This window comes from Pseudomonas spelaei, assembly GCF_009724245.1.
GTDB lineage: Bacteria > Pseudomonadota > Gammaproteobacteria > Pseudomonadales > Pseudomonadaceae > Aquipseudomonas > Aquipseudomonas spelaei.
Genome location: NZ_WNNK01000003.1, coordinates 35,602 through 55,761 on the forward strand (window position 1 = coordinate 35,602; position 20,160 = coordinate 55,761).

Genomic DNA, 20,160 nt, shown 5'->3' on the forward strand with positions numbered 1-20,160 from the left:
CAGCGGTGTCCTCGTGGAGGGATGGCGCAGTGTCACTACTTGCTTTCGAATCGCGCCCCCGGTATAAAAAATCAAATTTATTTTTAAAACATAATATTTCCCACGTGGAACCCCTATGGTCGCGAAGAAACTCAGCGCTCCAAACGTTACCAAGACTCGATTGCTGGATGCGACAGAGGCTCTTTTCATCAAATACGGCTATGACGCTGTTTTGTTGCGGCAGATTACCGAGAGGGCCCAGGTCAATCTCGCTGCGGTGAATTACCACTTCGGGGACAAAGACTCCCTGATGAAGACCTTGCTGATGCAGCGCCTGGAGCCGCTCAACGAGCAGCGCCTGGAGTTGCTGGCGCGCTGCGAGGCTGAATCCGATGGCCCGCTGGATTGCGACACCTTGCTGGGTGTGTTGTTCGCGCCGGCCATGGGCATGGAACGCGCCGACCCGGCCAGCGGCGAAGGGCGTTCCTTTATCCGTTTCCTGGGGCGGGTGTACAGCGACACCTCACCGTTTATCCAGGAATACCTCAAGGTGCATTACCAACCGGTATTTCAGCGTTTCTTCGAAGCCTTCGCCCTGGCGCTGCCGGACTTGCCGCGCAACGAGCTGGGGGTACGCCTGCAATTTGCCCTCAAGGCGATCTCCGGCGTGATGGCCGGTACTGAACTGCGCTTGCTGATGAACTCCATGAGCCTGGGACGGCCAGCCACTGACGCAGAAGTCATGGCCAAGCTGATCACCCTGGTATCGGCAGCCATTCGTGTGCCACAGCAAAGCCCCGAGGCGGAAACTGCCTTGGCGCGGGTACTGGATACCCAGCGGGCGATTCGCGAACAAGCGCCAGCAGCGACGCTGAGCAAGGCTGCACGCTGACCTGAAGCCGGCTCGCAATGAGCCGGCGCGCTATCTCTCGACACACCTTCCCTGGTTCAACCCCAGCTAAAACGCAGGCAAAAAAAACCCGCTGGGGCGGCGGGCTTTAGATGACACGTTTGTAACGGATGAGGCTTCACCCTACGGTGGTGGATGTGAATAATTCGTGAAAAAATTGTAAGTGAAAGTGTGAATCTATTCGGTTGTGTAAACGGGGCGACGAGTTACATCGAGTACCTCGGGATCTGTCTGATAGATAAAGCCCTGCAGGTATTCACTGACCCGCTCCGGGGCGTCTTCCATCAGAAAGTGTCCGGCATTTTCCAGCACATGCAAGGTTGCCCCAGGGATATCCCCCAGCAGTCGGTGCGCATATTCAACGGGCTGCCATTCGTCGTCGGCCCCCCACAGAATCTGTACAGGCAGGTCCATGCCGGGCAGGCGTTCGGCAAAGTCGCGGGTATAACGCGAGTCGTAATGGGCCACCTGATGCTGATAGAACGCCGGCTGGCCAATCACGCCGCTGATCGGCGCCAGGTAGGCCTCCAGCAATGGGCCCTGCATCAACGTTTTGTTGAAGACGGCCATCCCGATCTGACGCGCCATCAGTGCTCGATGCTGGTCTGCGGGCATTCGGGCGTATTCGTCGAAACGTTCATGAATGTCGCGCCAGGTCGGGGAGGGCCAGGAATCGTAGCTGGGCAAGTCGGCGATGGTCAGTGAGCGCACCCGTTCAGGGTGGTCCAGGGCAAACAGCACCGCACTGACGCCGCCGATGTCATGCCCCATCAAGTGCGCGCGGCGCAGTCCCCAATGGTCGAGCAGCGCTGCGACCAATTGGCTTTGCGCCGCCACTGACGTGTCTGCCTGGCGTGGGCACTCCGAGGCACCAAATCCCAGAAGGTCGAACAGGTGAACCTGCATCCCGGCAGCGGTCAGGCGCGGCACGATGTTGCGCCAGATAATGCTGTGGGCCGGCGTGCCGTGCAGCAACAGCACCGGAATCCCGGCGCCATGGCGACCAGTGGCAATACGCTGGCCGTTGATCAGTACGGTTTCGTTGAGCAGGGTAGTCATGGCAAATCCTCGCGCAGTGAGAGCTTCACCCTACGGCGGCGCTGGTCATGACACCAATGACAACTTACTCTTCTGTAATCCCGTTTTTGTCATAGGTGAGGTCATGAACCAGCGTTTGCCCATCGATGTATTACGTGCCCTGCAAACGGTGATTGAAACCGGCAGTGTCACCCGCGCCGCCGAGCGCTTGCACCTCAGTCAGTCGGCAGTGAGCTGGAAAATAAAACGCCTGGAAAAGCAGTTGGATCGGCCGTTGATCCAGCGTGACGGCCAGCGCCTGGTGGCCAGTGAGGATGGTGTGCAACTGCTGATCCATGCCCGGCGTATCCTGGAGGCTCACGATGCGGCGCTCGCCCATTTCAATCCGGTGCAACTACAAGGCTGTGTACGCCTTGGCGCTACGGAGCAGGTGCCCATGGCTGAGTTGTCGAGCCTGCTGGCGCAGTTTTCCCGCCAGCATCGCCAGCTCGATGTGCGGATCGTGATTGAGCAGAGTCATGTGCTGCGCCAGGCGCTGATGGACGGTGAGCTGGATTTGGCGCTGCATCAGGACTTCACCCACCGTATCGAGGCCAGGGATCAGTTGTTGTGGACCGAACATGTGCATTGGTGCGCCCGTCCAGGCTGGCAACCTGAAGCCGACGCTGGCGTACGCCTGATCACTTTTGGCCCTGGATGTTTTTACCGGCAACTGGCCCAGGAACGCCTGAGTGCCCTGGGTATTCGCTGGCAGGTCGCGGTGGAATGCGGCTCGGTGGAAGGCGTGGTGTCGGCGATGGCCGCCGGGCTGGGCATCGGTTTACTCAGCAGTGCCCACCTGGACAAGCTGATCGAAGTCTACCGGCCATTCGAGCAGCGTTTGCCGCTGCCCGAAGTGGCGAATGTGCTGCGCTTTGGCAGTGAGAATCCCGAACCCAGGTTGCAGGTCTTGCATGACCTGCTGGTGCAGGCGCTGCGCCGAGGTTGATCAAATCTTCCAATGGCTGGCCGTCTTGGCCAGACGTTGGCGCATGGCATCAATGTTTGCCACTAATTGCAGCGTCAACAACCGATACCCATCCAGCGCACTGTGCACTGGAGCCTCCAACGTCGTTTCGCTTGCGTGTACGTGACTGGGCCGCTCCAGGCGTTCCGTCACTCCGGATTTCAACGCCCGAGCCATCCCGATCAATTGCACCCGAATCTGCCGATGTTCTGCCTTGAGCCCTGCTTGCATGCGCGCCATGGCTTGTTCATCCCGAGGGTCAGGCCGCGTATTGCCAAGAATCTCCAGGGTGCTGATGCACATCCGCAGATGCCGTTGAATCGCATCCAGCTCCGTCATGGAAATCCGTACTTCCTTGGACACTGACGGCATCAGCGAGCGCAGCTGCACCATGGCCGCGTTCAAGCGGCTGAGCAGCTTGAGGTGTTCATCGTCAGTGACCGACTGGCCGCTGATGATCCGGTTGTAGATCGCCGCACAATCGCGCAGCGCACTGGCCAGGTTGTAGCGCCAGGAGTACACGGCATACAGCGGCAGGGCGAAGGAAAACGCCAGGGCCAGGGCGATACCAATCAGGATATCGACGGTGCGCCACAGGCCGTCGGACAGCGGATTATCGCCATGCCCGGCGACGATAAACACGGTGATGGCCGACAGCAGCGCGGTGTACCCACCCTTGCCGATGGCGTGATAGGAAAAGAACCCGCAGACCACCGACATCAGCAGGTAGGTCAGCAGCGGCTGGCCCAGGTACGCCTGTTGCGCCACCAGCAGCAACCCGACGCTGGCACCGATCAAGGTGCCATAGGCGCGCTCCACGGCTTTTTTGCCGATATTGCCGTGGTGCTGCAAACCGCCGATCACCACCAGCATGGTCACCGAGGCCCATTCGCCGTGGGGCAGGTTGATCCCGGTGGTCAGCAGGATCGTGGCCAGCAAACCGAGGGAAACCCGTACGGCGTGAATCAGTTTGGCGTGGCGGTAACGGCGGTAAGGGTCCAGCAGGGGACGCAGCAGGCGGCGGGCGAAAGGGGGCATACGTGTGGAAAACGATGTCAAGGCAGCCTCGATCGTCTGGGTGCCGGCGATCCCTGTGGGAGCTGGCTTGCCTGCGATAGCGGTGTAACAGTCAATATCATCGTTGGCTGTGAAGGTGCCATCGCAGGCAAGCCAGCTCCCACAGGAGTCCAGCGCCGAATGTGAGAGATCAGAAAGTATAGTCCGTGGTCAAAAAGCTCGACGCCCGATCATGAATGATGTCGCTGATCAGGGCCTTGTTGCTGTCCTGGAACTTGGTCGCCACCAGCGTGCGGATCGAAAACACCCGCAGTGCGTCATGTACCGACAATGTGCCCTCGGCCGAGTTCTTGCGGCCGTTGAACGGGAAGGTGTCCGGCCCGCGCTGGCACTGGGCATTGATATTGATTCGGCCGACCTGGTTGGCGAAGGTGTCCACCAGCCGTCCCACTTCAGCCGGGTCGGTGCCGAAGATGCTCAACTGCTGGCCGAAGTCCGATTCCAGCACGTAGTCGATCACCGTATCCAGGTCGCGGTACGGCACGATCGGCACCACCGGGCCGAACTGTTCTTCGTGGTAGACCCGCATCGCGGTGTTCACCGGGTACAGCACCGCCGGGTAGAAAAACGATCCACGACTGGCACCGCCATGGGCATTGACCACGTTGGCGCCTTGCTCTTCGGCGTCGGCCACCAGTGCGTGCAGGTAGTCGACCTTGCCCGGCTCCGGCAATGGCGTCAGGGACACGCCGTCTTCCCAGGGCATGCCGGGTTTGAGGGTCAACAGCTTCTGGTTGAACTTCTCGATAAAACGGTCGACCACGTCTTCATGCACAAACAGGATTTTCAGCGCGGTGCAGCGCTGCCCGTTGAACGACAGCGAGCCGGTAACCGCTTCGTTGACCGCATTGTCCAGGTCCACCTGGGGCAACACGATGCCTGGGTTTTTCGCATCCAGGCCCAGGGCCGCACGCAGGCGGTGAGGGCGCGGGTGCAGTTTCTTCAAGTCGCTGGCGGCCTTGTTGGTGCCAATAAAGGCAAAGATATCGATCTTGCCGCTGGCCATCAGCGCGCTGACGGTTTCCCGGCCGCTGCCGTAGATCACGTTGATCACCCCGGCCGGGAAGCTGTCGCGGAACGCTTCCAGTAACGGACGAATCAGCAGCACACCGAGCTTGGCCGGCTTGAACACCACCGTATTGCCCATGATCAGTGCCGGGATCAGCGTGGTGAAGGTCTCGTTCAGCGGGTAGTTGTAAGGCCCCATGCACAGCGCCACACCCATAGGCACGCGGCGGATTTGCCCTAGCGTGTCCTGTTCCAGTTCGAAACGGCTGGAGCGGCGGTCGAGTTCCTTGAGGGCGTTGATGGTGTCGGTGATGTAGTCGCAGGTGCGGTCGAACTCTTTCTGCGAATCCTTGAGGTTCTTGCCGATTTCCCACATCAGCAGTTTGACCACCGCGTCCCGCTGTTCACGCATGCGCCGTAAAAAGGCTTCGACGTGCTGGATACGCTCGACCACCCGCATTGTCGGCCAAGCACCTTGGCCCCGGTCATAAGCACGCACGGCGGCATCAAGCGCCGTCAAGGCGGTCTCGGCATCCAGCAGCGGCGTACTGCCGATGATCACCGGGGTGTCGCCATCGGGGCCGTGCAGTTGCACCGGGCTGCGCACCTGGGCCAAGGGACCGGCCCAGACCCGCAACTGGCCGTCCACCAGGTAGTCGCGCTGTTCAATGGGCGCCGCCAGCCGGTATTGCTCGGGGATGTCGGCGGCAGTGGGAAACAGATGGGCGAGCAGGTTGTCGGTGGTCATGTCGCTACCCCATGGTTGATTGCAAGATATGTCTAGAGATTCACCCATCCGAGGGCTCTGTTGCAAGGCCTGTGCGCTTTCCGCTACGCATAGGCGTGCTGTGGCGGGTAAACTGCCAGGCTTTCTTGAAGGAGTTCACATGAGTCACTACCAGCCGGGCATTCTTGCCGCACCGGTGCCGTTGCAGGCACGCCATTTGTTTTTTGCCCTGGAATCGGTGGATGCCGTGCCAGCTGCTTTCGATGCGCTGGTGCAGTTGACGGATGCTCAGGCAGTCGTGGGTTTCGGTGAGCCGCTGGTCAGTGCTCTTGGCGCCCGGATTGACGGGTTGCGGGCATTCCCCCACGTCAGTGGCCCGGGTGCCGACAATCCGTCCACCCAACAGGCCCTGTGGGTCTGGTTGCACGGTGTGGACCGTGGCGAGTTGCTGATGCGCAGCCGGGCCTTTGAAAAAGCCCTGGCCCCGGCCTTTCGCCTGGTGCAGATGACCGAAGGTTTCCGCTACAAGACCGGTTTCGACCTGACCGACTATGAAGACGGCACCGAAAACCCCCATGACGACGCAGCGGTTGATGCCGCCGTGGCCACCGGCGGCGCCAGCTTCGCCGCGATCCAGCAGTGGCAGCACGACCTGGACGGTTTTGCCGCGTTGCCGGCGCAAGAGCGCGATCACATCATCGGTCGGCGCCATGGCGATAACGAAGAACTGGACGATGCGCCGGAGTCGGCCCACGTCAAACGCACCGCCCAGGAAAGCTTCACCCCGGAGGCCTTTGTGGTGCGCCGCTCCATGCCGTGGGCCGAAAATGGCCAGGCCGGGCTGATGTTCCTCGCCTTCGGTCATTCCTTCGATGCTTTTGAAGCCCAACTGCACCGCATGAGCGGGTTGGAAGACGGCATCGTCGACGGCTTGTACCGCATCAGCCGGCCGTTGACCGGGGGGTACTACTGGTGCCCGCCGCTCAAGGACGGGCATCTGGATTTGAGCGCGGTCGTGGCGGGTTGAAGTCAGCGCTTCCTGGTCTTCACCCAACATGAAAATTTGGACAGCCACCCATTTGTCCGCTGAAAAAATCCGCCGCTGCCCGTAATCTAGACACCTTTGCCACGCGCGCGGATCCGCCATGTCTTCAGTTGCCGATGGGTTGCCCAGTCACAAACGCCTACCGGCGGTGATCGCTATTTCCTTGGGGATCGGCATGGCGACCCTGGACACCGCCATCGTCAACACGGCGTTGCCGACCCTGGCCGCAGGCATTGGCACCGACTCCGCGTCAGTGATCTGGGTGGTCAATGCCTACCAGCTGGCGATCATCGCCACGGTGCTGCCGTTTGCTTCCTTGAGTGATGTGCTGGGCCACCGTCGGGTGTACCTGGGCGGTTTACTGCTGTTTATCGTGTCGTCACTGTTTTGCGGGTTGGCCGGCTCGCTGGTGACCCTGACCGCCGCACGCGTGGCCCAGGGCCTGGGCGCGGCGGCGATCATGAGCGTCAATACCGCGTTGTTGCGGTACATCTACCCCTCAAAAATGCTCGGCCGAGGGCTGGGCTACAACTCGCTGGTGGTGGGCCTGGCCTTTACCCTCGGGCCTACCGTGGCCTCGGGGATTCTGTCGGTCGCCTCCTGGCACTGGCTCTACCTGATCAACGTGCCGCTCGGGCTGTTGGCCTTGGCCTTGGGCCTGCGTTCGTTGCCGGCGATTCCCATGACCGGGCACGCCTTTGATCGTTTCGCGGCACTGTTATGCGCGGGGCTGTTTGCCTTATTGGTGTTGGGCCTGGGCACGGCGGTGCATGGGGCCCAAGGCGCGCTGACCTTGGGATTGATCGCGGTGGCGCTGGTGTGCGGCGCCTTGCTGATTCGCCGTCAGGCCGGTCATCCAGCGCCAATGCTGGCCCTGGACTTGTTCAAGCGGCCGGTGTTTGCCCTGTCTTCATTGACGGCAGTCTGTGCGTTCAGCGCCCAGGGATTGGCGTTTGTGTCTTTGCCGTTCCTGTTGCAGGCGGTGCTTGGCCACAGCCAGGTGGCCACTGGTTTTCTGATGACGCCCTGGCCGGCCGTGGTAGCAGTGATGGCGTTGGTGGCGGGGCGTCTGGCGGATCGGGTGTCGCTGGGGTTGTTGTGCGGGATCGGCCTGCTGATGTTGAGCGTGGGCATGGCCGCCCTGGCGACCCTGGGCAATGACGCCACAGCATTCGAGATTGGCTGGCGGATGGCGTTGTGTGGCGCCGGTTTCGGTTTCTTTCAGTCGCCCAACCTCAAGGCCTTGATGACCAGCGCGCCCTTGGCCCGCAGTGGCGGGGCCAGCGGCATTGTCGCGATCTCGCGGTTGCTGGGGCAAACACTGGGCGCCTCGTTGGTCGCCTTGTGTTTCCACCTGTCATTGAGCAGCGGTCCGCAATACGCGCTGTGGCTGGGTTGTGCGTTCGCCTTGGTGGGCAGTGTCGCCAGTGGATTGCGTTTGCTGCAATTTGCTCCCAGGGACTGATGGGTCCTTGTAAAACACTGAGCGAGAACGCTAACGTTGCAGCCCTGATGTTTCTGAATATTTCAGCCCTATGCCCAGCCAGGTTCAACGCACCGCTGATGCCACCTCGCGCCGCGCCGCCCTGACCCTGGGTTTGTGCCTGCCCAGTGACGTATTGCTTTACCTGCTGCTACCCATGGAGTCCCAGGCCTTTGGTATTACCCTGGCCCAGGCCGGGGTGTTGCTGGCGGCCAATCGGTTGGTGCGGATTTTCGGCTATCGGCATGTGCTGAATTTCTACGCCCGCCGCGGCGATCGGCTGACGTGCATGCTGGCGGCGGGTGCGGCGGCGGTATGTGCCCTGGGCAATTCATTCCTTTGCGGTTTTGCGGCGTTGCTGGTGCTGCGGCTGATCTGGGGTTTGTGTTTTGCCGCGTTGAACCTCTCGACCCAAGTGCTGGCCACTTCCGAACCCTTGGGCGCGGCGCGTAGGGCAGGGCGCTCCCGGGCGTTGATCGCCCTCGGTCCGATGCTGGCTTTGCCTCTGGGCGGTTTGTTGACGTTGTGGGCCGGGCCACGGCCGATCTTTCTGATTCTGGCGGTGTGTTGTCTGGTGGGGTTGTGGATGGCGCGCGGACTGCCCACGACCGGGCATGATTTGCACGGCACACCCGGCCGACGTTTTCGCTTGCCCGACAGTGTCGCGGTATGGTCGTTTATCGAAGGCGTGGCCCTGGACGGGCTGTTTATTTTCGGCTTGTCGATCCAGGCGCAAAAAATCCTCGGTGGCGATGCGGTGCTGATCGCCGGTGGCTTGATGGCCTTGCGTTATGTCTCGGAATTGCTCCTCAGTCCCTTGGGTGGGCGCGCGGCACAGCGGTTTGGCGCGACGTCCATGTTGCTGCTGTTTTCCTTCTTGAGTGCCCTGGCTCTGGCTGCGTTCGGCAGTTATTGGGTGATCGTCGGCGCCGCTGCGGTGCTGGTGTTGCGGGCATTGCAGTTGCCATTGGTGACCACGTTGGTGGCCGAGCGCAATCCGGGACCCATGCGCGTCTCGGCCCTGGCTTCCAACGCCGTCTGGCGCGATATCGGCGCCGGGCTCGGGCCGTTGCTGGCGGGTTTGCTGCTGCCGGTGGCGTCGGCGCCCTGGGTGTTCGGCGTTGCCGGTGCGGCGATTGCGCTCAGCGCAGTGTTTTGCTGGCGGGCAAAGGTCTGAATCAAGGGGTTTTCATCGCCGCCAACCACGCCGGGTCGAGACGCGTCTGTTCGGTCTCGATCCCCAGCGCTTGCATCTTCGTCTTGTGCGCTTCGATCTCCCGGACCAGTTGCGCCTGGGCACTGGAGTTGGCATCCAGCTCGTGCATCTGCGTCAGTCCCAGGTGGTAGAAACGCAGCAACTTGAGTGCTGCCGGGTTGTTGGCGTGTACCTGCTCGGTGACGGTGTGCATCACGTTGGTCACCTTCATCAGGCTGCGCTTGAGCTGCCAACCGTAGATCGCCGGTGCGAGCCAGGGTTGCGACCAGAAGGGGCCGCGCACCAGGGCCACGGTCAGCAACACCCCGGCCATGACGCCACCCACGTTGAAACGGAAGTTGTCCCCGCCAGGCTCGCCAAACAGCATCACGGCCAGGCTGGACAGCAGCATTGCCAGGGCCACAAACAGCACAGCAACAATCAACGTGCTGCGACGGGTTTGTTGACGATAGGTTTGCGGGTCGCAGGGTTTGATCTCGAACATCCGTGGGCATTCTCCATGAGGCGAGCAGGGGTATAGCGAAGCCCGGCATCATCGCATGCTTCGTGGTCCCGGGTGATGGGCTTTCCCTGTCTTGTACTGAATGGATGCAGAACGGCTCAGAAAGTTTATGGCCCGACACGCCATGTTTTGACGCAGGCCACGATTGGCAAGTCGCAGCCTTCAGGGTATTAGTGGCGTCTTCACCTCATGCTCAAGGATCGCTTCATGTTTGAGGAATCCCCCCGTCTGATCCACAGTCGCTTGTACCTGCAACGCCTGGGGTATGACACGCCCCCCGCGCCGACCCTGCAAACCCTCAAGGACTTGCAACTGCGCCATGTCAGCACCTTTGCCTTTGAAAGCCTGTCGACGCTGTTGCGGGCACCGGTGCCGATCGATTTGCCCAGCGTCGAACAAAAAGTCCTGTTCGACGGACGCGGCGGGTATTGCTACGAACTGAACCAGATGTTCCTGGCCTTGCTGCAAGAATTGGGTTTCGAGGCGCGGGGTATTACCGGCCGGGTAGTGATGGGCGGGCCACCGGATGCGCACACGGGGCGCACTCATCGCTTGAGCCTGGTGACCGTCGACGGGGTGCGCTATGTCAGCGACGTCGGCTTTGGTGGCATGGTACCGAGCAGCCCGTTGCAACTGGACAGCGAAGCGCCCCAGGTAACGGCTCACGAACCCTATCGCCTGAGTCTGCACGAGGGCAGCTACACCCTGTGGGCCCAGGTCGCCGGGGAGTGGCGGGGGCTGTATGTGTTCGATTTGCAGCCGCAGTCGCACTTCGACTATGAAATCGGTAACTGGTACGTCTCGACTCACCCACAGTCGCCGTTTTTTGGCACGTTGAAAGTGGCACTGCTTGCTCCGGGCTTGCGCCGCACCTTGAATAACGGCCACTACGCCATCCACTACCTGGACCGCGACAGCGAAAAGCGTGCGATCCAGGATGTGGATGAGTTGATGGCACTGCTGCAAGGCAGTTTCGGTATTCGCCTGCCCGAGCATCCGCAACTGCGTGAGCGTCTTGGAAGTGTGCTGACTGCGTCCTGAGTGGCTGCGGGAGCGGGCACGTTCGCTCCCCACAACCCTGGCCGCCGAAGCCCCCCTTTATGTCCCCCAATACCCTCAACGCCCGGGCGCCGCTGCCTTAGTGTGGATCAGGCTTTCCACACAACAAGAGAGAGGGTGTTTATGTCGGCAACAACCCCTTGTCGCCTCGGCCTGCTGCTGGCCTTGATTGGCCTGCTGGCGGCCTGTGGCGATGGATCAAAACCTTCCCCCGAACGCGCCACATCGGCCAACACCATGCCCGTCGACCCGGCGTTGGCCCAGGTGTACGACACCAGTTGCAAGCTGTGCCACGGCAACCCGGCCTCCGGCGCGCCGTTGACGGGCGACGGCCAGGCCTGGAACCCGCGCATCGCCCAGGGCGCGGACACCCTGCTGGACCACACGATTAATGGCTACAACGGCATGCCACCCATGGGCCTGTGCATGCAGTGCTCCGAGGAGCAATTCCTCGGGCTGATCAGTTTTATGTCCGGTCAACACATCCAATAACAACAACGGGGTAGGGGTATGGCGATGGACCTTTCACGACGGCAACTGCTGCAGCGCTCGGCGCTGGCGGGAGCGTTCCTGGCGTTGAGCAGCAACCCGGTGTTGGCGCAACTGGCCCGGGCACCACGGCTGATTCCCTGGCGCAACTGGTCGGGTGCGCAAAACTGCCTGCCCCTGGCGCGCCTGGCGCCGAAGAACCTGGATGAACTGGTGCAGGTGATTGGCCAGGCGCCGGGCAAGATCCGGCCAGTAGGCTCGGGCCACTCGTTCAGTGCCCTGGTGCCCACGGACGGGACGTTGCTGTCCCTGAGTTTTTTCAACGGACTGCTGGATCACGACGCCAAGACCTTGCAAGCAACCTTTGCCGCCGGCACGCCGATGTCGCGCATGGGACCGGCCCTGAAGGCTGTCGGCCAGGCCTTGCCCAATATGGCGGACATCGACTACCAGACCCTGGCGGGTGCCATTTCCACCTCGACCCACGGCACCGGCGTGGGCTTCACCTCGTATTCCGGCGGCGTCACCGGCCTGCAACTGGTCACCGCCCAGGGTGAGGTGCTGGACTGCGACGCCCAGCGTCATCCCGAGGTGTTCAGCGCTGCCCGGGTATCCCTCGGCGCCCTCGGCGTGGCGACTCAGGTGCGTTCGCAGAACCGTGCGCCGTATCGTCTGCGGGAACGGCAATGGATCGCCAAGACCGAAGAGTTGCTGGAGGACGTAGAAAAAAACACCCGGGAAAATCAACACTGGGAAATGCTTGTGGTCACCCATTCCGATTACGCCCTGTCCATCGCCCTGAATGAAACCACCGATGCCGAGACGCCGCCGATCGACCCGGCTGAAGCGGGTGGCAATGAGTTCGTCTCGATCATCGAGAAACTCGACAAATACGGCAGCGATTTCCCCGAAGCCCGACGCACCTTGCTGAACAGCCTGCGCTATTTCGCCAGCTTCGAAGACCGGGTCGCCGAGTCGTTCCAGGTTTACGCCAATGTACGCAACGTGCGCTTCAATGAGATGGAGTATTCGGTACCCGCCGAACATGGCCCGGCGTGTCTGCGGGAAATCCTCAAGCTGATCCGCGACAAGGACCTGCGCACCTGGTTTCCCATCGAGTACCGCTACGTCAAGGCTGACGATATTCCCTTGAGCATGTTCGAGGGGCGCGACAGCTGTTCGATCTCTGTGCACCAGCACTACACCATGGACCATCACAACTTTTTCGCCGCTGTGGAACCGATTTTCTGGAAGTACGCCGGCAGGCCTCACTGGGGCAAATTACACACCCTCAATGCGCGCAACTTGCAGCCGCTTTATCCGCGTTGGGATGAATTCACCCGAGTGCGTCAGGCCCTGGACCCCAGCGGCAAATTCCTTAATGCGCACCTGTCATCGATCCTGGGGGTGGCCTGATGAACCGCAGAAACTTCATGCTCGGCACCGTTGGACTGGGGGCGCTGGCGGTTGGCGGCGCGGCCTTGTTGCGCCCGGGTGATCGCGGGAGTCCCTACAACGATTATTTCCGCACCTTGAACCAGGAGCTCAAGGCCCATGGGCCGATGCGCCCGGTGATGCTGATCGACCTGGACCGTCTGGACCACAACATTGATGTGGTGATGCAGTCGGTGCAGCGTGGCGGCAAACACCTGCGGCTGGTGGAGAAATCCCTGCCATCGCCGGGATTGCTGGCCTACATCGCCAAGCGTGCCGGTACCCAGCGCTTGATGTCGTTTCATCAGCCGTTCCTCAACCATGACGCCCAGGTTTTCCCCGACGCCGATATCCTGCTGGGCAAGCCGTTGCCGGTACGTTCTGTCGAGCTGTTTTACCAACAGCACAAGGGCCCGTTTGATCCTGCGCGGCAGTTGCAATGGTTGCTGGACACCCCCGAACGCCTGCAGCAATACCTCGCGCTGGCGCAAGGGCTGGGGACGAAGATGCGGGTCAACATCGAGCTGGATGTGGGCCTGCACCGTGGCGGTATCAGTGACAACGCCATGCTGGGGCAGATGCTGGGGATGATCAGCGCGCATCCACAGCACCTGGAATTTGCCGGGTTTATGGGCTACGACCCATTTGTGGGTATGGGGGTGCCGGGGATTCTCGGCTCGCCCCAGGCGTTGTTCGACAAGGTCATGCAGCAGTACAACGGCTATGTCGACTACACCCGCCAGCAGTTTGCGCCCTTGTGGCGTGATGGTCTGACGTTGAACACCGCTGGCAGTCCGACTTATCGCATTCATGAGCAGGAGCGTCTGAGCAGTGAAGTGTCGGTGGGTACGGCGATGCTCAAGCCGACGCACTACGATTTGCCGTCGCTGAGTGAGCATGTGCCTGCGGCTTTTATCGCTACGCCGGTATTGAAAAGCACGGGGGCGGTGAATATTCCGGCGTTGGATGACAAGTCGCGGTTGTTCTCGTGGTGGGACCCTAACCAGCGGGCTACGTTCTTTATCTATGGGGGGAATTGGTTGGCGGAGTTTGAGTCGCCGGGGGGGCTGCAAAGCAATGAGTTGTATGGGCGCAGTTCCAATCAGGAGATGGTGAATGGTTCGCCCAAGGTTGCCTTGAGGGTGGAGGACCAGGTGTTTTTGCGTCCGACTCAGAGTGAGTTTGTGTTGCTGCAGTTTGGGGATTTATTGGGGGTACGGGGCGGGAAGATTGTTGAGCGGTGGCCGGTTTATAGCTGACAGGTTGGTTGGGTGTGGGGTCTGGGGGCATATCCGTTGCTGCGGTGATGGCTACGTATGGTTCCGCCCTTACGGCGGGTCACTTTGGAAAAGAGCCCCAAAGTAACCAAAGGGCTCTTGCCCCACCACTCGGTGCCTCGCTTAGGCTCGGCATGCCCTCACTCCGGCATTGCTCCGTGGGCCGCCGCAATGGGCCATCCCTGGCCCAGTGCGGCTAAACCGGCGTCCTGCCGGTTTACCCACGGCCCAATGCCTGCGTTCGGCCATCGTGGTTTAACGGGGCGCCTAAGATCAAAGTCAAAAGCAGATCAAGAGCACAGCGGCCTACCGGCCGGCTTGAGTGGTGTGAAGCAAAGGCAAGGGCCAGAGCGAAAGCAGAGCTGCTTTTCTGTGGGAGCTGGCTTGCCTGCGATGGCATCACCTCGGTCTTTCAGGAACACCGAGCTGATGTCATCGCAGCATAGGTATCTACATATTTTTGAATCCTGCAAAAAACCTGTAACCGCTCGATGGGCTGCGTAGCGGCCCCTAGGGCGGTCCTGCGGACCGCATCGCAGCCTCGTACCTCGGCAGCGGCTACAAAAATCAGGCTCCTGCGCAATTGTGTAGATACCTATGCTGCGATGGCATCACCTCGGTGTTCTTGAAAGACCGAGTTGCCTGCATCGCAGGCAAGCCAGCTCCCACAGAAAAGCAGATCTGCTTTCGCTCTGGCCCTTGCTGGGCCTTGCTTTTGCTTCTACCACTCAGGTCGGCTTTCAGGCCGCCGTGCTTTTGATTTTGATCTTAGGCGCCCCGTTAAACCACGCTGGCCGAACGCAGGTATTACGGAGTGGGTAAACCGGCAGGACGCCGGTTTAGCCGCGTTGGGCCATGGATGGCCCGTCGCGGCGGCCCACGGAGTAATGCCGGAGTGAGGGCATGCCGAGCCTAGGCGAGGCACCAAGTGGTGGGGCAAGAGCCCTTTGGTTACTTTGGGGCTCTTTTCCAAAGTGACCCGCCGTAAGGGCGGAACCCTAAGCGGCCATCACCGCAACAACGGATATGTCCCCCAATCCCAACCCCAACATCAGAGAGCAAACGGAATCGTCAACTTAGCCCACAACATATCCCCTTCAGGCCGATTCTTCACATCGAACTCCTTGGCCCACCGCACCTCCGCACTGGCGTACTTGAGAAAGGTGAAATACACCGCCGGACCTATGGCAAACACCTGCCCCTTCACACCGTCATCGACGTCTTCCCCATAGATATTCACCACCGTCCGCCCGTACTGCTTATCGTCAGTGGTCTGCTTGAGGTAGTACCCATTCACCCCCAGGCTCAGGTTATCGGTCACTTTGTAGCTGGCCGAATAATCAAAATGGAAAATCTGCCCCGAGCGGTAATGGGTATCAGGGTTTTCCTTGTTGAAACTGTAGGTGGTCTTGATCGACAACTCGGTGCGTTCATTCGGCATCCAGGTCGCCGACACCAGCGGTTTGTAGGTATAGAAATTGTTGCTGGTGTTGGCCAGCCGCGTGGCGTCGTACTCGCCGGTGGGCAAGGTGATCTCCAGGGCCGTCGCCAGGGTCAGGTTCTTGCCCATGTCCCAGAGGATGATCGGTGCCAGGGTGGTATCGCCCATACTTTCGCGCTGGTCAGACATGCCGAACATCGACACCTGCTGTTTAATCCAGGGCTGGGCGATGTAGGCACCCAGTCGCCCGCCGAACACCCGTACCGGGCTGAGGTAATCCAGGCGCGGGATGACCGCATCGGACTGGATATCCACCCCCGACACCTTGCCGCCCAGGGAGCTGATATTGAGCTTCCTGGCTTCGTAGTGGTTGTAGTAGAGGTTGAACGCAAACATGTGGTCCGGCAGGTTGTTGACGTCCAGCGGCAAGATGTAGAAGCCGTCGGTGCCGGGGCCGATGTTGTCGACACCGCCTTCGGTGGCCAGGGCCGGCAGGCTGATCAGGGTCAGCAGGGCGAGTTGCACGGGGCGAAGCGCACGGATCGGTTTCATGTCTGGGCTCATTATTATTGTTAGGGGAACGCTACCTATACAAATAAGCCCTTGGTGCCCAACGGGGCAGGGTATTGGCGGCCAGATAGGGGGACTTTGGCGGACAGCTTTCATCCAGAGTGCGGCGGATCTTGCAAGCGCCTATGATTGTCAGGATGTTTCTAAAACAACAACCGAGCACTCAGTCGGGAATCGAAGGTCCATGCAAAGCAAAGTCGTTGATCCGCACTATGAACTGGCGTTGGTCTCGCCATTTCTCCTGCAAACCCTCGGGCAAGTCGTCGCGCAAAAGGGCGCCAGCGCCGAGCATTTGTGTCGCGGCCTGGGGTTTACCCTCGATGACCTGGATGACCCGGCCCAGCGGATTTCCTATCGCCAGGCGGTCACTATGATTCAACGTGCACTCAAGGTTCTGCCCGACCAGGGATTGGGCTTGTGTGTGGGCCATCAGAATGTGCTGGGCACCCTGGGCCTGCTGGGGCACGTGATTTCGCTATGCAAGACCCTGCGCGATGCGTTCGCTGTCGGCGAACGCCATCAACACACCTCCGGTGGCATTGCCACCACGCGTACCCACGAAAGCGCCGACGAGGTGTTTGTCGATATCGAATGCCTGTTGCCCTACGCACAGGTGCAAGTGTTTGCCGCCGAAGAGTTCTTCGCCAGCCTCATGGTCTATGGCCGGGCCTTGGTGGGCGCCGACTTCATGCCGCTGCGGGTGGAGTTCATGCATGCCGCGCCGTCGTATGTTGCCGAATACCTGCGGTTGTTCGGTGCGGATGTGCGCTTTGGTTGCCTGCACAATCGCATGGTCCTGGCCCGCCATTGGCTGGACGTATGCCTGCCCAATCATCATGCCCTGGCGTTGCGCCAGGCCCTGGAGCTGCTGGAACTGGAAAGCGCCCAACTGCACCAGAAGATGGACTTGACCCAAGCCGTGGAGCGCGCGATTTCCCGTGACTTGCAGGGCAGCCAACTGGAAAAGGTCGCCAGTGACTTGAACATGAGCGGCCGTACCTTGCGCCGGCGCCTGACCGAACACGGGCTGACGTTTGAGGGGTTGCTGGAGCACGTACGGCGTGCGCGAACCATGGGCTTGTTGAGCAACCCTGGGTTGTCCATCGAGCGCATCACCGAGGAGGTGGGTTACAGCGATGTACGCAGTTTCAGACGGGCGTTCAAACGCTGGACGGGACTGAGTCCCAGCGCGTTTCGCAGTGAAGGGGGAGGGGCCGTGCTCTGATTCTTGTAGCCGCTGCCGAGGTACGAGGCTGCGATGGGCTGCGTAGCAGGCCCCAGGGGCGGTCCTGCGGACACGCATCGCAGCCTCGTGCCTCGGCAGCGGCAGCAGGATTACGACCGTTGGATCTGCTCCTTGGCCACCTTCACTACATTCTCCAGCGTAAACCCGAACTTGGCCTGTAACTTGGGCAGCGGTGCCGAAGCCCCGAAGCTGTTCATCACCACCTTGGCCCCGGTCTGCCCGACATAACGATCCCAACCCAAGGGCCCGGCCTGTTCCACTACGACCCGGGCTTTCACGGCCGGCGGCAAGACGCTGTCGCGGTAGGCCAGGTCCTGTTCCTCAAACAACTCCCAACTGGGCATCGATACCACCCGGGCCGCCACGCCGTCCGCTTTCAATTGTTCATAGGCGTCCACCGCGAGGCTGACTTCACTGCCGGTCGCCATCAGGATCACCTCGGGCTTCTCGGCCCCGGCCAATACATAGGCCCCCCGGGCAGTGCCCGACGCAGCTGCGTATTGGGTGCGATCCAGCGTCGGCAGATTCTGGCGCGAAAGCACGATGCAACTGGGGCGATGGGTTTGGGCGAGCGCGATTTTCCAGGCCTCAAGGGTCTCATTGGCATCCCCGGGACGCAGGGTCAACAGGCCCGGCGTGGCACGCAGCTGGCTCAGGTGCTCGATAGGCTGGTGCGTCGGACCATCTTCGCCGACACCAATTGAGTCATGGGTAAACACAAACACCACCGGCAGTTCCATGATCGCCGCCAGGCGGATCGGTGGTTTCATGTAGTCGCTGAATACCAGGAACGTCGAGGTGTAGGGCCGCAGATAGGACAGCGCCATCCCGTTGGCGATGGCCCCCATGGCATGCTCGCGGATACCGAAGTGCAGGTTGCGCCCGCTATAGTCCTCGGCACTGAAACGCCCGGCACCGTCGAAGGTCAGGTTGGTCTTGGTGGACGGCGACAAGTCTGCCGAGCCCCCCAGCAGCCAGGGAATCTGCTGTGCAAACGCGTTCAACACTTCGCCGCCCGAAGCACGGCTGGCCAGGCCTTTGGCATCGCTGGCAAAGCTCGGCAAACGGTCCTCCCAATGCTCGGGCATTTCACCGGCGCGCATACGCCGCAGTTCATCGGCGAGTTCCGGCTCGTACTGTTCGAGCCGGGACAGGGTTTGCGTCCATTGCTCATACAAGGGCCGGGCGCGTGCCACCAGGGCGTCGTGCAATACACTACGGGCCTCATCTGGAACCAGGAAGCTTGAGTCTTCGGGCCAGCCGTAAGCGGCCTTGGTCAGGCGAATCTCATCCACGCCCAGGGGCTCGCCGTGGGCAGCAGACGTATTGTGTTTGTGGGGCGAACCGTAGCCAATCACGCTGTCGACCACGATCAGCGTCGGCGCCCCAGTGTTGGTCTTGAAGGTGTCCAGGGCATCACTCAGGGCCTTGAGGTCATTGGCATCGGTCACGTGCAAGGTGTGCCAGCCATAGGCCTGGAAGCGTTTGATCACGTCTTCACTGAAGGCCAATTCGGTGTGGCCCTCGATGCTGATGGTGTTGTTGTCGTAGATCCAGCACAGGTTCGCCAGCTTCAAGTGGCCAGCCAGGGACGCGGCCTCGCTGCTGATGCCTTCCATCATGTCGCCGTCGCCGCACAGGGTGTAGACGTTGTAGTCGAACAACACGTTGGCGTCCCGGTTGAAACGCTGGGCCAACCAACGTTCGGCCATGGCCATGCCGACGCTGTTGGCGCAACCCTGGCCCAGCGGGCCGGTGGTGGTTTCCACCCCAGTGGTCATGCGGTATTCCGGGTGGCCTGGTGTTTTGGAATCCATCTGCCGGAACTGTTTGATGTCCTCAAGGCTGATGGCCGGGTTACCGGAGCGCTTGCCGTGTTCATCAATCTCGACCACGCCGGCCAGGTGCAGCAACGAATAAAGCAACATCGAGGCATGGCCCACCGACAATACGAAGCGGTCACGGTTGGGCCAGTCGGGGTGCTCGGGGTGATAGCGCAGGAAGCGGTTCCACAAGGTATAACCCACCGGCGCCAGGCCCATGGGCGTGCCGGGGTGGCCGGAGTTGGCCTTCTGCACAGCGTCCATGGCGAGGGTACGAAGGGTGTTGATGCACAGGGTGTCGACAGCGTTGGCAGCGTGATTCATGGAACCTGTCCTCCTCGGGTGGCGATCTACAGTGGAGGGCAGGGCACGGTAAAGGTTTTATCCCATGACCCCTACTGCGACGAACGGGGCTGCAAACACGACAGCCTTGATCTCGAACATGACAAGCGCCCCTCCGATAGGCTAGCTTCAAAGGGCATCAGCCATTGAACAACTTGCGGAGGTACTCCATGCCAGTGAAACACGACCTGTATCAGGACCTGGGTTTGAGCAAGGAAGTCGTCGACGGGCGCCGGGCAGAAAATCCTCATTTGAATGCGCTGCTCGATAAATACAAAACTGTCGATGAGCTGGTGTTGAGCGCTGAAAAGGCGGCCGGCAGTGATGATGAGTTGAAGAAGTTGAAGGAGAAGCGCTTGCTCGTTAAGGACGAGATTGCCAAGTTGCTGTAAGCGGCATACATCCCGTGTGGGGGCGCCGTACTGCCGCTCCCACATTTGTTCAGAATTTTCCGAAGGACAGCATCACCACAGCTACCTATCATGCCC

General features: G+C 60.8%; 17 protein-coding genes. 11 read left to right on the top strand and 6 right to left on the bottom strand.

Annotated features, from left to right (window positions below):
• The first annotated feature begins 115 nt into the window (after positions 1–115).
• A complete protein-coding gene (locus tag GNF76_RS04385; protein WP_155581957.1) occupies positions 116–871 on the top strand; it encodes a TetR/AcrR family transcriptional regulator in 756 nt (251 codons plus the stop codon).
• A gap of 195 nt (positions 872–1,066) precedes the next feature.
• Here GNF76_RS04385 and GNF76_RS04390 read toward each other — a convergent pair whose 3' ends face one another.
• On the bottom strand, positions 1,067–1,948 hold the full coding sequence (locus GNF76_RS04390) for an alpha/beta fold hydrolase (protein WP_155581958.1): 882 nt from the start codon (positions 1,946–1,948) through the stop codon (positions 1,067–1,069).
• 103 nt (positions 1,949–2,051) lie between these two features.
• Here GNF76_RS04390 and GNF76_RS04395 point away from each other — a divergent pair, with 103 nt between their 5' ends.
• On the top strand, positions 2,052–2,915 hold the full coding sequence (locus tag GNF76_RS04395; protein ID WP_155581959.1) for a LysR family transcriptional regulator: 864 nt from the start codon (positions 2,052–2,054) through the stop codon (positions 2,913–2,915).
• Here the strand turns inward: GNF76_RS04395 and GNF76_RS04400 are convergent, their stop codons facing one another.
• Positions 2,916–3,971 carry an FUSC family protein gene (locus GNF76_RS04400; protein WP_155581960.1) on the bottom strand — a complete coding sequence of 352 codons (1,056 nt, stop codon included), beginning with the start codon at positions 3,969–3,971 and terminating at the stop codon, positions 2,916–2,918. It abuts the gene before it with no gap.
• 169 nt (positions 3,972–4,140) lie between these two features.
• On the bottom strand, positions 4,141–5,766 hold the full coding sequence (locus tag GNF76_RS04405; RefSeq protein ID WP_155581961.1) for an NADP-dependent glyceraldehyde-3-phosphate dehydrogenase: 1,626 nt from the start codon (positions 5,764–5,766) through the stop codon (positions 4,141–4,143).
• Positions 5,767–5,905: 139 nt separating this feature from the next.
• Between GNF76_RS04405 and GNF76_RS04410 the strand changes: the two genes are divergently transcribed.
• From GNF76_RS04410 to GNF76_RS04420, 3 genes are all read left to right on the top strand, one after another.
• The gene (locus GNF76_RS04410) at positions 5,906–6,772 is read left to right on the top strand and encodes a Dyp-type peroxidase (protein ID WP_155581962.1); all 867 of its coding nucleotides are present in this window, start codon (positions 5,906–5,908) and stop codon (positions 6,770–6,772) included.
• A gap of 118 nt (positions 6,773–6,890) precedes the next feature.
• Positions 6,891–8,255: an MFS transporter gene (locus GNF76_RS04415; protein WP_155581963.1), complete on the top strand. Its 1,365-nt coding sequence runs from the start codon at positions 6,891–6,893 to the stop codon at positions 8,253–8,255.
• Between the two features lie 70 nt (positions 8,256–8,325).
• Complete coding sequence (locus tag GNF76_RS04420) at positions 8,326–9,450, top strand: MFS transporter (RefSeq protein WP_155581964.1); 1,125 nt, start codon at positions 8,326–8,328, stop codon at positions 9,448–9,450.
• A gap of 1 nt (position 9,451) precedes the next feature.
• On the opposite strand, the gene GNF76_RS04425 is transcribed toward GNF76_RS04420, so the two are convergent.
• Positions 9,452–9,973 carry a DUF3087 domain-containing protein gene (locus tag GNF76_RS04425; RefSeq protein ID WP_155581965.1) on the bottom strand — a complete coding sequence of 174 codons (522 nt, stop codon included), beginning with the start codon at positions 9,971–9,973 and terminating at the stop codon, positions 9,452–9,454.
• A 225-nt stretch (positions 9,974–10,198) separates the two neighbouring features.
• Between GNF76_RS04425 and GNF76_RS04430 the strand changes: the two genes are divergently transcribed.
• The 4 genes from GNF76_RS04430 to GNF76_RS04445 all read left to right on the top strand — a co-directional run bounded on the left by GNF76_RS04430 (position 10,199) and on the right by GNF76_RS04445 (position 14,232).
• Positions 10,199–11,032, top strand: a complete 834-nt coding sequence (locus GNF76_RS04430) for an arylamine N-acetyltransferase family protein (RefSeq protein ID WP_155581966.1) — start codon at positions 10,199–10,201, stop codon at positions 11,030–11,032.
• A gap of 141 nt (positions 11,033–11,173) precedes the next feature.
• Positions 11,174–11,542 (top strand): c-type cytochrome, encoded by a 369-nt coding sequence (locus tag GNF76_RS04435; protein WP_155581967.1) that lies wholly within the window; start codon positions 11,174–11,176, stop codon positions 11,540–11,542.
• A gap of 84 nt (positions 11,543–11,626) precedes the next feature.
• Positions 11,627–12,955, top strand: coding sequence for a D-arabinono-1,4-lactone oxidase (locus GNF76_RS04440; RefSeq protein ID WP_178123197.1), 1,329 nt, complete (start codon positions 11,627–11,629; stop codon positions 12,953–12,955).
• 68 nt (positions 12,956–13,023) lie between these two features.
• Positions 13,024–14,232: a DSD1 family PLP-dependent enzyme gene (locus tag GNF76_RS04445; protein WP_178123198.1), complete on the top strand. Its 1,209-nt coding sequence runs from the start codon at positions 13,024–13,026 to the stop codon at positions 14,230–14,232.
• A gap of 1,069 nt (positions 14,233–15,301) precedes the next feature.
• Here the strand turns inward: GNF76_RS04445 and GNF76_RS04450 are convergent.
• Entirely contained in the window at positions 15,302–16,243 is a 942-nt protein-coding gene (locus GNF76_RS04450) for a SphA family protein (RefSeq protein WP_155581970.1), read from the bottom strand.
• Positions 16,244–16,445: 202 nt separating this feature from the next.
• Between GNF76_RS04450 and GNF76_RS04455 the strand changes: the two genes are divergently transcribed.
• On the top strand, positions 16,446–17,486 hold the full coding sequence (locus tag GNF76_RS04455; RefSeq protein WP_155581971.1) for an AraC family transcriptional regulator: 1,041 nt from the start codon (positions 16,446–16,448) through the stop codon (positions 17,484–17,486).
• A 110-nt stretch (positions 17,487–17,596) separates the two neighbouring features.
• Here the strand turns inward: GNF76_RS04455 and tkt are convergent, their stop codons facing one another.
• Positions 17,597–19,654: a transketolase gene (gene tkt / locus GNF76_RS04460; RefSeq protein ID WP_155581972.1), complete on the bottom strand. Its 2,058-nt coding sequence runs from the start codon at positions 19,652–19,654 to the stop codon at positions 17,597–17,599.
• Between the two features lie 188 nt (positions 19,655–19,842).
• Between tkt and GNF76_RS04465 the strand changes: the two genes are divergently transcribed.
• A complete protein-coding gene (locus tag GNF76_RS04465; protein WP_155581973.1) occupies positions 19,843–20,064 on the top strand; it encodes a DUF465 domain-containing protein in 222 nt (73 codons plus the stop codon).
• The last annotated feature ends 96 nt before the right edge of the window (positions 20,065–20,160 follow it).